This window comes from Streptomyces capitiformicae (assembly GCF_002214185.1).
GTDB lineage: Bacteria > Actinomycetota > Actinomycetes > Streptomycetales > Streptomycetaceae > Streptomyces > Streptomyces capitiformicae.
Genome location: NZ_CP022161.1, coordinates 10,704,796 through 10,718,235, shown reverse-complemented (window position 1 = coordinate 10,718,235; position 13,440 = coordinate 10,704,796). Strand labels below are relative to the sequence as shown.

Below are 13,440 nucleotides of genomic sequence, written 5' to 3'. Positions count from 1 at the left end.
AGGCGTCTGGGGCGTTAACCGGAGTAGGTGGCCGGCGGGATGACGTTGGCCTGGAAGTTCTCCAGCGCCCGGGGGACATCGTGGCCATCTGTAACCGGCTCGCGTTCCTGGCCGAGACGGGAAGACGGGAAGATCACCGCCCGTATGCGCAGTCAGGCCGTACGCGACGCGGCGCGGTGCTGACCCGTGTGCGCGCCCTCGGACTGACGCATCCGGGACAGCCGGTGGTCGGTCTGCCGACCGACTGCCGGCTCCAGCGGGCCCAGGGGTTCGCGCTCGGTGCGGAAGGCGGTCATTGGACCACTTCACTGATGTGGTTGACGCAGACGACCTTGGGCTGGGTCATCTCCTCGAAGGCGAAGCGCACGCCCTCGCGGCCCATGCTGCCGTACTTGAACCCTCCGAACGGCATCGCGTCGAAGCGGTAGTCGGACGAGTCGTTGATCATGACTCCGCCGGCTTCCAGCAGCCGGGCCGCGGACAGGGCGCGGTCCAGGCGGGAGGTGAAGATGCCCGCGTGGAGGCTGTAGTCGATGGCGTTGGCCTGCTCGATGGCGTCCTCGAAGGACGTGAACGGCTGCAGCACGACGACCGGGGCGAACACCTCCTCCTGCCAGATCGAGCAGGTCGCCGGGACGTCTTCCAGGACTGCCGGCGTGTACAGGGAGCCGTCGACGTCGTTGCCGCACAGCAGCACCGCGCCTTCGGCCACCGCCGTGTCGACCTTGGCCCGGGTGGCCGCCGCGGCCTGAGGGGTGATCATGGGGCCGACGTCGGTGCGCTCGTCGAGCGGGTCGCCGACGCGCAGCAGCGTGGTGCGGGCGACGAAGGCGTCGCGGAAGCGCTCGTAGACCTCTGCCGCGATCAGGATCCGCTGGGTGCCGATGCAGTTCTGGCCCGCGGCCCAGAACGCGCCGGAGACACAGGAGGCCACGGCCTCGTCGAGGTCGGCGTCGTCCATGACGATGACCGGGGCGTTGCCTCCGAGGTCCATGGCGAGCTTTTTCAGGCCGGCCGTGCGGGAGATGGCCTCGCCGGTGGCGAATCCGCCGGTGAAGGACACCATCCGCACGTCGGGGGCGGCGACTATCGCGGCGGCGATGTCGGCTTGGCCGTTGACGACGGTGACGATCTCCTCGGGCAGGCCGGCCTCGATGAGGGTGTCGACCAGGCGCAGCGCGGACAGCGGCGTCAGCGCGGACGGTTTGAGGATGACCGCGTTGCCGCCGGCGATGGCCGGGCCGAGCTTGTGGGCGACCAGGTTGAGGGGGTCGTTGAACGGGGTGAGGGCGGCGATGATGCCCAGCGGTTCGCGGGTGAACCAGCCCTGCCGTTTCTCCGAGCCCTCATGGGAGTCGAAGGGGATGACCTCGCCGGCGTTGCGCCGTGCCTCGGCCGCGGACAGGGACAGGGTGTTGACCGCGCGGGCGACTTCCTTGCGGGCCTGGGTGATGGTCTTGCCGGCCTCGCTGACGATCAGCTGGGCGAAGGACTCGGCGCGCCGCTCGATCAGGTGGGCGGCGCGTTCCAGGAAGGAGGCCCTGGAGGCGCGGGAGAGCGCGGCGGCGGTGCGGCGCCCGCATCTGGCCTGCTGCAGGATGCCGCCGATGGCGGTGGCGTCGACGGTGGGGACCGAGGCCACGATCTCGCCGGTGTAGGGGTTGTGCACGGGCGTCGTGTCGGTGCCGAGTTCGATGCCGGCGGGCACGGCGGTGTCAGACACGGTGGGCCTCCTGGAGAACGGGGTGCGTGGGGGCGGTGTCGTCGTCGGCGTGGCGCTGGTGGATGGCGATGATGTCCGACAGCAGGGCGTAGGCGGTCTCGGTGCGGCCGGCGCCCGGCCCGGACACCGTGACGGTGCCGAGGAGGTCGGTGTGGAAGGCGACTGCGTTGACCGGGCCAAAGATCCCGGCGAGGGGATGCTGGGCGGGCAGGGCGAGCGGGGCGACGCGGGCATCGACACTGCCGTCCTCGTGGCGGGTGGCGGAGCCGACCAGCTTCCAGCGCAGCCCCTTCGAGGCGGCGTCCCGCACCTCGTGGGGGGTGATCGCGGAGATGCCCTCGCAGAAGACGTCCTCGCGGCGCAGGTCGGCGCCGAGGACTTCGTTGGCCAGGATCATGACCTTGAGCTGGACGTCGTGGCCCTCGATGTCCGCGGTGGGATCGGCTTCGGCGTACCCGAGCTCCTGGGCCTCGGCGATGGCCGCCGAAAGCTCGACGCCCTCTTCGAGGCGGCCGAGGATGTAGTTCGAGGTGCCGTTCATGATGCCCTGGACACCGGTGATCTCCAGGCCGCCGAACAGTCGCTCGGCGGTGCGGAGGATGGGGGTACCGCTGAGGACCGAGCCCTCGTACTCGAAGCTGACACCACGCGCGGCAGCCAGCTGCTTCAGTGCGCGGCCGGCGAGTGCGACCGGTCCCTTGTTGGTGGTGCACACGTGCTTGCCCGATTCCAGGGCCCAGCGCACATGGGAGAGGGCGGGCTCGCCGTCGGTGGGGTTGGTGAACGTCGCCTCCACCACGATGTCGGCCGGGACCTCGCGGATCACCCACTCGTTGCGCGGATCAGCGCTGCCGCCGGCAAGGCCCGCGAAGCTCAGCTCCCCGGACTCGGCCGCCAGCAGCGGCGCCAGATCGATGCCGTCGGTGTCCACCAGGGAACCGGCCCGCAGATCGGTGATCGCCACCACCCGCAGGGCGAAGCCCAGCTCCTTCGCCAGGCGCTCCCCACTCTGGGATATCAGCTCGGCAAGCGCACGATTGACGCCTCCGAACCCGATGAGGGCTAGATCGTATCGGCCCATGAGATCGCTCCTTCACAGTCCGCCGCCTTCACGGTGCGGCTGCTCAGAGCCTCGCTTCTCCGCCTGTCACCTGCTCCATGTCGAAACGGCCACGACGCATGCCGATCTGCTGTGTCCTGGAGCGATTCGCCCACCCCACCTCCGGCAATCCATCGGCGCTTCACGAACTCAGCAAAGTCGACGTGCTGTCACCGCGGCACCAGACCGGCACGCGGCAGGGAGGACTCGCCGCTGCCCGAGGACCCGAACAGCCACCGCGAACCGGGCGAGACCGCGGTAGGGCGCCGGACCCGACTCACCGGGTTCGGCCTCGGCCCGTTCGGCTTTCCGTGCTGTTGTTGATGCCGCTGCAGCGGTTCGACTGCTGTCCGACGACCTGGGCGCCATTCGGGCCGGGCAGCGGGCGGACCTCGATGGTGTCGAAGTCGGTTGTCCGTGCGGTGGGGTTGGAGAACGTCAGCGTGTTCGACGAGCCCTTCGCCGGGGACACCTCGACCGAGACGGTGCCCGGTGTGGTCCAGGAGCCGGTCGGCGGAAAGGAGACCGTGGTGGCCTGCTGTCCCTTGACCTGGAGGAGGGCCGTACGGGCCGCGTTGCCGCCGTTGGTGTAGGCGATGTCGACGACCTTGGTTCCCGTGGCACCGGTGTTCCACGACGCCCAGCCCATCGGCGCCGGTGGCACCGCGATCTGGTTGGAGCCACCGCGACGGGTTCCGTTCGGAGGGTTCGGTGGGCTCCCGGCTCTGGATGTCAATGAGGCCGTCGGCGGCGGTCATCAGCACCACGGCTCGGACCAGGGTGTGTCTGCACAGACGTCTCGCGCCTGGAAAGTGAATGTCCGGTATTCCGAACGTGGGTCGATTTGCGGAAATAGTTGACGCTGACCGTAAGGGCACCCCGCACGGAAGTCAACGTATGCGACGGTACGTCTTTTCCGTTACGCGGGCGGCGTGAGCTGCACCGGAACGGAACCCGTCGGAAACATTGACGGAACCACGGCTCAAATCTATCTTCTGCTCGAAGTCCCGCACATTGTTCTTAATTTCGAACAATCATGTCCCTCACCACGGCGATTGGCCAAGCGGACTGGCCGAGCCCGGAGGAAGAGTTGAACAGAACCGTAAGAAGGCTGCTCGCCCTGCTGGGCCCGCTGCTGCTTGTCCTGCTGGGTGCCCCCGCCCTTCAGGGCACCGCCTCCGCCGCCGCCCCGCCGGCCGGGCAGGCCACTCGGTACACCATGACCGCGTTCACCAACAGCAGTGAGTCGAACCTGTATGTGTACGACTCGCCGGACGCCACCGGATTCACCCTGCAGAAGGGCCCTGCCTACACCCCGCCGTCTGGCCTGATCCGTGACCCCAGCATCTTCAAGCACACGGACGGCTTCTACTACCTCACTTACACCACCAACTGGACCGGGAACACGATCGGTTTCGCCCGGAGCACCGACCGGGTGAACTGGACGTTCCTGAACAACTACACGATCCCGATCAGCGGGCTGACCCGCACCTGGGCGCCCGAGTGGTTCATCGACACCGATGGCAGCGTCAACGTCATCATGTCCCTGACCTCGGCGAGCACCGCCACCCACTTCACCGCCTGGAAGATCACGGCGACCAACTCCGCGCTGACCACCTGGTCCGCGCCCACCCAGCTGTCCGGCATCGGCCCGAACTACATCGACACCTTCATCGTCAAGATCGGCTCCACCTACCACGCGTTCACCAAGAACGAGACGACGAAGTACATCGAGTACGCCACCGCCTCCAGCCTCACCGGCCCCTACACCATGCGGAAGACGGGCAACTGGGCCGGATTCGGCGACTGGGTCGAGGGCCCGGCCCTGGTCCAGCTCGACAACGGCGGCTGGCGCATCTACTACGACGGCTACCGCGCCGGGAAGTACTGGTACAGCGACAGCTACGACAACTTCGCCACCTGGTCCACACCCACCGAGGTGCCCGGCCTGACCGGCTTCATACGCCACGCCACCGTGCTGAAGGAGACGGTCTCCGGCGGTGTCACCCTGCCCACCAACACCACCAGGTCGCTGCAGTCGGTCAACTTCCCCGGCCGGTACGCCGTGGTGCGCTCCGACAGCCTCGGCTACATCGACCCGGTGAGCACCTCCAGCACCACCGCCGTCAAGCAGAGCGCCACCTTCACCGTCGTGCCCGGCCTCGCCGACGCCAACTGCTACTCCTTCCGTGACTCCTCCGGCCGCTACATGCGCCACTGGGACTTCCGGATCCGCTTCGACAGCAGCAACGGCACCGACGTCTTCAAGAAGGACGCCACCTACTGCGCCCGCCCCGGCACCGCCTCCGGTTCCGTCCGCCTGGAGTCGTACAACTACCCCGGCCGCTATCTGCGCCACTACAACTACGCGCTGAGCGTGGACCTCTACCAGAACACCGACACGTTCCGCGCCGACAGTTCCTTCACGGTGGTCAGCCCCTGGGCCTGACCTGTCCGCCCCCCTGCCGTGCCGTCGCGGACCCCATCCGCGGCGGCGCGGCTTTCACTCGCCCCGCACTCGCCGCGGCGGCACCGGCACGTTCCCTCACGGCCACGGGCCGGCCAGCGCCGAACCCGCTCGCCAGCGTTCACAGCGCAAGAGGATCCCTTCCCACGCCGTTCTGCCCGTACGTCAGGCGACCGCCGACGCCGACAGGACGGCAGAGCGGCCGAATCGCTGACACGTACGGCGATCAGTCCCGTTGTTTCATCACTCACTCGCAGAAGAGGACGCCTGCATGAGAAAGCCCTGGTTCATCCCCCTGGTCACGCTTGTCGCCGCCGCACTCGGCGTGACGGCGACAGGCGTGACGCCTGCCTCCGCCGCCTCCGACACGCCTTTGCGGGTCATGCCGTTGGGTGACTCGATCACGTGGGGTGTGGGAAGCAGCACGGGCAACGGCTACCGGGGGCCGTTGTGGAACAGGCTCGCGGCGGACGGCCATCCGCTGGACTTCGTGGGCACGGTGCGGGGCGGTTCGATGTCCGACCCCGACAACCAAGGCCACCCCGGATACAAGATCCACCAGATCGCCGCACTCGCCGACGCCTCACTGACCCGCTACCGGCCCAACGTCGTGACGCTGCATCTCGGTACCAACGACCTCAACGAGAGCTACCAGGTCTCCACCGCCACCGACCGGCTGAAGTCGCTGGTCAACCAGATCACCGCCGCCGCCCCCGACGCAACGGTCCTCGTGGCCTCCCTCGTTGTGTCCACCAGCGGCTCGGAGGAGCAGTACCGGGCCGCGTACAACCAGGCCATCCCCCGGATCGTGAGCGACGCGCAGGCCGCGGGCAAGAAGGTCGCCTACGTGGACATGAGCAGCCTGACCACGGCCGACCTGGACGACACCCTGCATCCCAACGACTCGGGCTACCAGAAGATGGCCGACGCCTTCCACCGCGGCGTCCAGACCGCGGACAGCGCCGGGTGGCTGAGGAACCCCGCACCCGCCCCCGCCCCCGTGCAGTCCGGCATCGCCGGCAAGTGCATGGACGTCAACGGCGCCAGCACCGCCGACGGGACCGCCGCCCAGATCTGGAGCTGCAGCGGCGGCGCCAACCAGCTCTGGTCGCTCTACACCGACGGCACCCTGCGCCTGGACGTGTACTCGAGGATGATCGTCGGCTGGCAGGTGGCGAACCACATGCGGACCGAACTTCCGCTGGACGCCCTGGAGACTGCCGACCGGAACGGCGAGGGCGGAGGCCGTCGCCATGAACATCGACCGCCGACGAGGCGGGGTCCTTGCTACGGCCGCGGCCACCGCACGATCTTCGGGAGTCCACACAACCCCTTGGATCACGCGGTGGCCGTTCCGTTCCTGCCCGGGCCGACGCGGGATCGCGACGTCGGACCGGAGTATCAGCAGGTGGAGTTGGATTGAGTCAACAGTCCCAGTCGCCAGGGCAGGCTGTTGTAGTCACCGCTGGCGTTGGGGTCCTGTCCTTGGTACAGGTACCGCATCTTGCAGGGGCTGATGGTCAGGGTCTGGTCGTACCCGGCCCGGATCAGCTCCCCGTGGCTGATGTCCTTGGTCCAGGCGCCTGAGGGGAAGGTGACGTTGCCGGCCGCCGCGAACGGGTTGCTCTCACTGGCTGCCAGCGCGGTCCACGAGCCGTCGATGCTGCCCGATGTCCAGGACCGGAAGTAGCGCCGGCCGTCCGACCCGATCGCCTCCACGAGCAGCAGGTACTGGTTCTTGCCCTGGACCTTGTAGACGTTGCTGGCCTCGAAGAGGTTGTTGCGGTTGGCGTCCTGCGCGGCGATGACGGTGTTGGTCATCCCGTTGGGGAACTGCGACAGCGTGGTCTGCGACCGGTACAGCTGTCCGTTGTCGTCGGAGGAGAACAGGTAGCAGTTCGCCGAGTCGCAGATCACCCACATGTCCACCCAGTACCCATTGCCGATGTTCTGCGAAATGATCGCCGGCATGGAGGAGTAGAAGCCCTTCGGGGCGCTCCACCCGTTCGGGTTGCTGATGTCCGCATTGGTCGAGTACGACGCGTTCCCGCCGGTCTGGTACACCAGGTACCACAGGTCCTGTGGTGCGAAGTAGAACACCTGCGGCGCGGCCCGATATCCCGTGCCGATCGGTGATTGGTCCAGGTAGTGGTGGGTGGCTGAACCCGCCTGCGACCAGTCGGTGAAGCTCAGGTACACCATGCTGTACCCGGACGAGTCGGCCACGCTGGCGAACACATGGTATTTGCCTTTGTAGTACACCACCGACGGGTCCTTGATGCCGGCGATGTTGTGGCTCGCATCCGACTTCGGCGAGATCAGCACCCCGCTGGAACTCCATTGGAACGTCGACGGCAGGGAGCCGGTGGCGGACGGGGAGGGGGACGTGGTGGTCCCGTCGGCCGTTGGGCGGACTCGTCGGGTCTTCACGCGTGGTTGATCAGTCGACGACGGGCTGGCGGACGGGCTGGCGGAGGAGCTGGTGGACGGGCTGGTGGACGGGCTGGTGCCGGAGCCCAGGGCGCTGATCACGGCGTCGTAGGCCGGCTTCGGGTTGCCGCCGCTGTCGAACAGTAGCGGGTTGTCCGCGCTCCGCCACGAATCGCTGTCGCGGATGCCCCACACGGTGATGCCGGTGCACCGCGACACGTTCAGGCACGCCTTGACGGTGTTGGCGTATGCGGTCGGCGGGGCGGTAGCGATGTCCAACTCGGTGATCTGCACGTCCACGCCCAGCGCCGCGAAGTTCGACAGCGTGGTGCCGAAGCTGGCCGGCGGCCCGCTGGTGCCGAAGTGGCTCTGGAACCCGACACAGTCGATGGGTACGCCACGGGACTTGAAGTCGCGCACCATGGCGTACAGGCCCTGAGTCTTGGCGTCGGTCCAGTTCTCGATGTTGTAGTCGTTGTAGCACAGCTTGGCCGCCGGGTCGGCCGCCCGGGCGGTGCGGAAAGCCTCCTCGATGAACCCCTCGCCCAGCACCTTCTGGAACACCGAGCTGCGGAGCTGGGTGGATCCGTCGGCGAACGCCTCGTTGACCACGTCCCAGGAGTGGATCTTGCCCTTGAAGTGGGCCATCGTGGTGGTGATGTGGTTGTTCATCACGCTGCGCAGCGTGGCAGCGTCGGTGATGCCGCTGACCCAGGTGGGCAACTGGGAGTGCCACACCAGAGTGTGCCCGCGCAGCTGCTGCCCGTGGGAGGTCGCGTGGCTGACGATCTGGTCGGCTGGACCGAAGTTGAACGATCCCCGGGACGGTTCCGTGGCGTCCCACTTCATCTCGTTCTCCGGGGTGATCATGTTGAATTCCCGGTCCAAGATCGTGGAGTACGCCGAGTCACCGAGCCTCCCGGCGGCCACGGCGGTGCCGAAGTACCGGCCCGAGGGGACCGCCTGCGTACCCAGGGTGGCGGCTCCGGCGGAGCTGGGAAGGAGCGTCGCGGCACCGGCCAGCGCCGCCGCGGCCGACAGCCCTGCCACCACTGCTCGGCGACGCCGGCCGAGCCGGTGCAGGCCCTTCATGATTCTCTTCGGGGGTCGAGGGTCACCCTGCGCGCCGTGATCGTGCGCGCGTCGGCCGGTACGGCCTGATCCGTCGCGGGTTGAGTGCGGTGCAGGACGTGGGGCCGTCCCTGCGTACCGGTCGCCCGGCGTTCGTGGGTGTGTCGCGTCATTGGAGCGGCTTTCTTCAGGGGATACGTCAACGGGGGAAGTCGGGGAATCTGCCACGCCGGCACGCCATGGTGAGCGGCGGGAAGGGCGCCCCATGAAGTGGAGGCCGCCGGACTCGCATCCTCGTAACAGAAAATCGCGCTGTCCGGACGATTGCGCAGTGATGTATCTCGCCGGCAGAAAGCGTTATGCCGAGCCCCCCAGACCGGCCGTCCATGGCCCCTCAGACCGGCCGTCCATGGCCCCTCAGACCGGCGTCCATGGCCCCCAGACCGGCCGTCCATGGGGGAAGGACGCGCCGCCGCCCTGCTCATCAGTGGGGGTTGGGAGGAGTGATATCGGGGGCGGTTGCGGTGATCAGCCTTCAGGCCGGTCTCGGCGAGGCAGCCGTCGATGCATGCGGACCGAAGCCGGATTCGGCGCAGCACTCGGCTCACCGCCGGGTCGAGAACGGCGGGCGCAGGATCACCGGCTGTCACTGCGCGACTCGGTCCGGAATGCTCAAGGAGCGGTTCTCAAACCCCGGCCCTGCGTACGGTGAAGGAAGCCTGGCCGGCGAAGGCCCTCGTGCCGTCGGAGCCATCCAGCCAGATGCCACCGTCGCGGTGGCGGATGACCGATCCGGGATAGTTGTGCGCGTGCAGGGTCACCGACCCGGCGACTGCCCCGGGGCGCGGACAGAACGTGGCGTCTTCACGGAACAGTTCGCTGCCGTCGTTGGTGCTCAGCCGTAGCCGCAGGTAGCTATGGCGCAGATAGCGGCCGTCGGCGGCGCGGAAGGTGACGCACCGGGTGTCGGCCAGCCCTCGGATGACCAAGAAGGTGACCCGCCGCCGTGTCCCCGCGCTGCTGGACGCGGAGACCCGGCGGAGCGCCGCGAAGTCGCCGGCATAGGTGAGGTACAGGGTGGGCTTGTCCACGGACTCCAGCGCATGTGCGCCCAGCGGAACAGTGCCCGCGGCGGTGGTCGGACTCACCGGGGACGGTCCGGCCGTCGTGGTGGTGCGCGACGGGGTCGGCGTGGGATGGCCGGCCGTGGGAGCGGCGGTGACGCCGGGCGCCCGACGCTCCGGTTCGGGCCAGGTTGTGTAGGTGGCGGTCCCGGCGATGAGCACCGCGCCGGTGGTGAGACCCACCAGCGGATGAGCGGTCATCGCGTAGAGCTTGCCGATCAGCGAGCTGTGCAGAGCGCTTCCCCCCGACGCCGCCGCAGTGCCGACGGCGACGTGTGCCGTGGCCAGCCCGGCGGCACTCGCAGCCGTACTCGACAGCAGGCCCTTGGCAGCCAGCGCGGCGACGAGCCCGGCCGGGACGGCCAGCGGCGCGAGGCTGAGAAGCAGCAGTTCGGCCGGAACCCGTTCTGTCCTCGTCGCCGTGCAGACCGGGCAGCCGCGGGTGTGCCGCGCGATCCGCTTGCGCCACACCGAGGTACGGAGACCGTCCCAGCCGACGACGGTCTCGTCCAACTGCGGACAGCGCGGGTCGGCCTCCAGCGCGGCGACGATCGTCCGGCTCAGTTCCAGCTGCTCGCGCATGCGCTGCAGGCGCACTCCGACGTGGGCGGCGGTGAGCCCCGTCGCGGCGGCGATGTCGTCACGGCTCAGCGAGCCGGCGCATTCCTGCCACCACAGCGACAGCAGTACCCGATGGTCCGGGTCGAGCCACCGGCCGGCTTCGGCAACCTGACGCCGCTCGTCCGACACATGCAGACGCAGGATCGTCATGTCCTCGGGTACGGCGCCGGCGTCCGGTATCTGGCATGCGTCGTCGATGACCGTGGTCCGGCCGGCGAAGGCGCGTTGCCGTTGCCAGTGGTTACTGATCTGGCGGAGCGTGATCGACACCAGCCAGGACCGGAAGCTCTCCGGGGCACGCAGGGCAGGCAGGTCGCGCACCACGCGCAGCAGGGTTTCCTGGACGACGTCGTCGACGTCGGCATGTCCGCTCAGCGCTCGCCGGACTATGTTGTAGAGCAACGGCAGGTACGCGGCGATCAGCTCCTCGCGCGCTCGATCGTCACCGGCCTGCGCCGCGACGACCAGCTCTGCGTGGTTTGCGTCTGTGATCATCATCTTCACCCCATCAGGGGAGTAAACCGCCGGGTACGGCGCCGAACCGTAGCGTTAGAAAACGCGTTCGAGCCACAGTCTGTGTCTTCGGTCACTTGGCGACGGTGACTGGTCCTGGGGCGGAGTGTGCGATGACTGCCAGGACGGCGTCGTTGGCGTACTTGTGGCCTCTGGGCTGTGTTCGCGACGCGACCCGCGAGGCCCTGCTCAAGCGGGACGCGGCCGACTCCGAGTCACGCTGATCGTGGCGCAGCGCGGCACGGGCCGCTTCTACCTCGTCCCGGGGTAGCGGGTCGGGTCTCGAAGTCGGCGACCATCTCGCGGAGCTCGTCCATGGCCACATGCTGCTCCAGCGCCTCGGCCAGCCACATAGGCGGAGAAGCCGCCGGGGCCCACATGGGTGCGTACGGCCTCGGTGAGGCCTTCGGGGAGGCTGATGGAGTGCTTCTTGCCACCGCTCACGGTCCTGATTTCCTACCGGAGGTAGGAAGCTCTCTCGGTGTGTGAAGCGAGGGACTGGCCCGGCGAGGTCGAACGGGGGAGCCCTGACTCGCTCATGGGCGGGGAAGGCCTGGCCCTTGTCCCGCTGCGGGCCAGGCCTTCCCCGCCCCACGGTGCGGAGTTCGACTTCGGCTTGCTGCAGTTGCGTCAGCCACGATGATCCTGGTCGCTGGTGCGCAGCCACGTAAGATCACGTCTCCCGATACGCTCGTCACAGGAGGCCGAACACCCATGCCGGATCAGCGCGTTGTGGTCGTGACCGGGGGAGGAACGGGTATCGGTGCGGCAACCGCGCGGCTGCTTCGGGCGGCCGGGCACGACGTTGTCGTCTCCGGGCGACGACCAGAGCCTTTGCACCGCGTCGCCGAGGAAACCGGAGCCTTGGCGTGCCCGGCTGATACCGCCGACCCGGACGCTGTTCTCCGCCTCGTCGAAACCGCCGTCGCGCGATTCGGTCGACTCGATGGGTTGGTCCTCAATGCGGGAGTGGCCCGCAGCGGGGGTGTCGGGGAACTGTCCGATGAGGACTGGGAGGCGGTGCTTCGTACCAATCTCACCGGCCCCTTCCTTCTGATGCGGGCGGCATTGCCGCACTTGCTCCGAACCCGGGGATCTGTCGTCGCGGTCGCTTCGGTCGCTGCCCTGCGCAACGGGGTGCGCAATGCCGCCTACGCCACGTCCAAGGCGGCACTGCTGCAGTTGTGCCGGTCGCTGGCTGTGGACTACGGGCCTCAGGGCTTGCGGGCCAACACCGTTTGCCCCAGTTGGGTGCGCACGGAGATGGCCGACCACCGCATGGCCCGGTTCGCCGAGGACGCTGGATTGGCCTCTGGTGAGGTCGATGGAGCCTATGAGGAGGCCACCCGGCTGCTGCCGGCGCGCCGCCCCGGCGAGCCTCGTGAGGTCGCCGAGGCCATCGCCTGGCTGCTGTCGCCGGCTGCGTCCTTCGTCAACGGCGCTGCACTGACCGTGGACGGGGGCGCGACTGCGCTGGACCCCGGGACTCTTCCCTTTGCTTTCCGCATCACCCCGCGCGACAACGAGGGTTGATCCTTGTCGCTGGATCGCGAGTCGGTCTCGCGCCGGACCGCCGTGGTCCACGGGGTGGGCCTGAGTGTCGGCGTACACGTGAACGTCAGCTCGTACGCCGACCTGCTTGAAGTCCGTGGCGGTGGAGGAACAGCGGGCTGCTCAAGGCCGGTAGGCGCTCAGTACTCCGTGCCAGAGGTGGGCCTTTCCTCGCCGGTCGCCTGCTCGATCGGCGGGACGTCCGGCAGGGCCGACTTCTCCTCACCGCGAAAGGTGAAGGTCGCGCTCTCGCCCTCGCCCTCGGTGTCCACGACCACGATGTGACCCGGGCGCAGCTCGCCGAAGAGGATCTTCTCCGACAGGCTGTCCTCGATCTCGCGGATCTCGCGGATCTCGCGGATCTCGCGGATCTCGCGGATCTCGCGCTGGATGGTGCGACGCAGTGGACGCGCACCCAGCACCGGGTCGTAACCCTTCTTGGACAGCAGTTCCTGCTTGGACAGCAGCTCCTGCTTGGACAGCAGCTCCTGCTTCAGGTCGTCCGACACCTTGTTCTTCATGCGCTCGTAGTTGGTCTTCTTGTCACCCGCGGCCACATCCCGACGGTGCCGGACCCCGCGGAACGGTTCCGCAGCCTCGCGGCGGACGCCTGACAGGCCGCGGAGGAATACCTCCAAGTGGCCGTCGCCCAGGCACTGGCCCGCGACCGCTCCAAGGGGTGAGCGCCATTGGCCTGTGCCCTGAGTGGGTGGCCCCTGCGCAACGAGCTGGTCCACCCGGCTGCCCGATCGTCCGGTCGGCGTATCTCCGAGGCGAGCCGGGTTATGTACTCCCGCCTGTTGAAGCGGCAGCTGAAGTCCTTCGGCGACTGGACTGGTGA

9 protein-coding genes and 1 pseudogene are annotated in these 13,440 nt (G+C 68.3%); 3 read left to right on the top strand and 7 right to left on the bottom strand.

Features of this window, described 5'->3' with window-relative positions; genetic code table 11:
• Nucleotides 1–152: 152 nt before the first annotated feature.
• The 4 genes from CES90_RS48020 to CES90_RS48005 all read right to left on the bottom strand — a co-directional run bounded on the left by CES90_RS48020 (nucleotide 153) and on the right by CES90_RS48005 (nucleotide 3,486).
• Entirely contained in the window at nucleotides 153–296 is a 144-nt protein-coding gene (locus tag CES90_RS48020; protein ID WP_189788298.1) for a hypothetical protein, read from the bottom strand.
• Nucleotides 293–1,723 (bottom strand): aldehyde dehydrogenase family protein, encoded by a 1,431-nt coding sequence (locus CES90_RS48015; RefSeq protein WP_189788297.1) that lies wholly within the window; start codon nucleotides 1,721–1,723, stop codon nucleotides 293–295. The genes CES90_RS48020 and CES90_RS48015 overlap by 4 nt, the downstream gene beginning before the upstream one ends.
• Nucleotides 1,716–2,804, bottom strand: coding sequence for a homoserine dehydrogenase (locus tag CES90_RS48010; protein ID WP_189788296.1), 1,089 nt, complete (start codon nucleotides 2,802–2,804; stop codon nucleotides 1,716–1,718). Before CES90_RS48010 ends, CES90_RS48015 begins: the two co-directional genes overlap by 8 nt.
• Nucleotides 2,805–3,099: 295 nt before the next feature.
• The gene (locus CES90_RS48005) at nucleotides 3,100–3,486 is read right to left on the bottom strand and encodes a carbohydrate-binding protein (protein ID WP_189788295.1); all 387 of its coding nucleotides are present in this window, start codon (nucleotides 3,484–3,486) and stop codon (nucleotides 3,100–3,102) included.
• Between the two features lie 426 nt (nucleotides 3,487–3,912).
• On the opposite strand from CES90_RS48005, the gene CES90_RS48000 reads away from it, so the two are divergent.
• Nucleotides 3,913–5,271 carry a glycoside hydrolase family 43 protein gene (locus tag CES90_RS48000; protein ID WP_189788294.1) on the top strand — a complete coding sequence of 453 codons (1,359 nt, stop codon included), beginning with the start codon at nucleotides 3,913–3,915 and terminating at the stop codon, nucleotides 5,269–5,271.
• A 289-nt stretch (nucleotides 5,272–5,560) separates the two neighbouring features.
• Nucleotides 5,561–6,712 (top strand): GDSL-type esterase/lipase family protein, encoded by a 1,152-nt coding sequence (locus CES90_RS47995; RefSeq protein ID WP_232791401.1) that lies wholly within the window; start codon nucleotides 5,561–5,563, stop codon nucleotides 6,710–6,712.
• Here the strand turns inward: CES90_RS47995 and CES90_RS47990 are convergent.
• The gene (locus CES90_RS47990; protein ID WP_189788755.1) at nucleotides 6,691–8,811 is read right to left on the bottom strand and encodes a non-reducing end alpha-L-arabinofuranosidase family hydrolase; all 2,121 of its coding nucleotides are present in this window, start codon (nucleotides 8,809–8,811) and stop codon (nucleotides 6,691–6,693) included. The two genes, CES90_RS47995 and CES90_RS47990, sit on opposite strands and share 22 nt — an antisense overlap.
• Before the next feature lie 665 nt (nucleotides 8,812–9,476).
• A complete protein-coding gene (locus CES90_RS47985; protein WP_232791400.1) occupies nucleotides 9,477–11,030 on the bottom strand; it encodes a sigma-70 family RNA polymerase sigma factor in 1,554 nt (517 codons plus the stop codon).
• A 732-nt stretch (nucleotides 11,031–11,762) separates the two neighbouring features.
• Here CES90_RS47985 and CES90_RS47980 point away from each other — a divergent pair.
• Complete coding sequence (locus CES90_RS47980; protein WP_189788757.1) at nucleotides 11,763–12,581, top strand: SDR family NAD(P)-dependent oxidoreductase; 819 nt, start codon at nucleotides 11,763–11,765, stop codon at nucleotides 12,579–12,581.
• A gap of 158 nt (nucleotides 12,582–12,739) precedes the next feature.
• On the opposite strand, the pseudogene CES90_RS47975 reads toward CES90_RS47980, so the two are convergent.
• A pseudogene (locus tag CES90_RS47975) lies at nucleotides 12,740–13,153 on the bottom strand (hypothetical protein); the annotation flags it as partial.
• Nucleotides 13,154–13,440 lie beyond the last annotated feature (287 nt).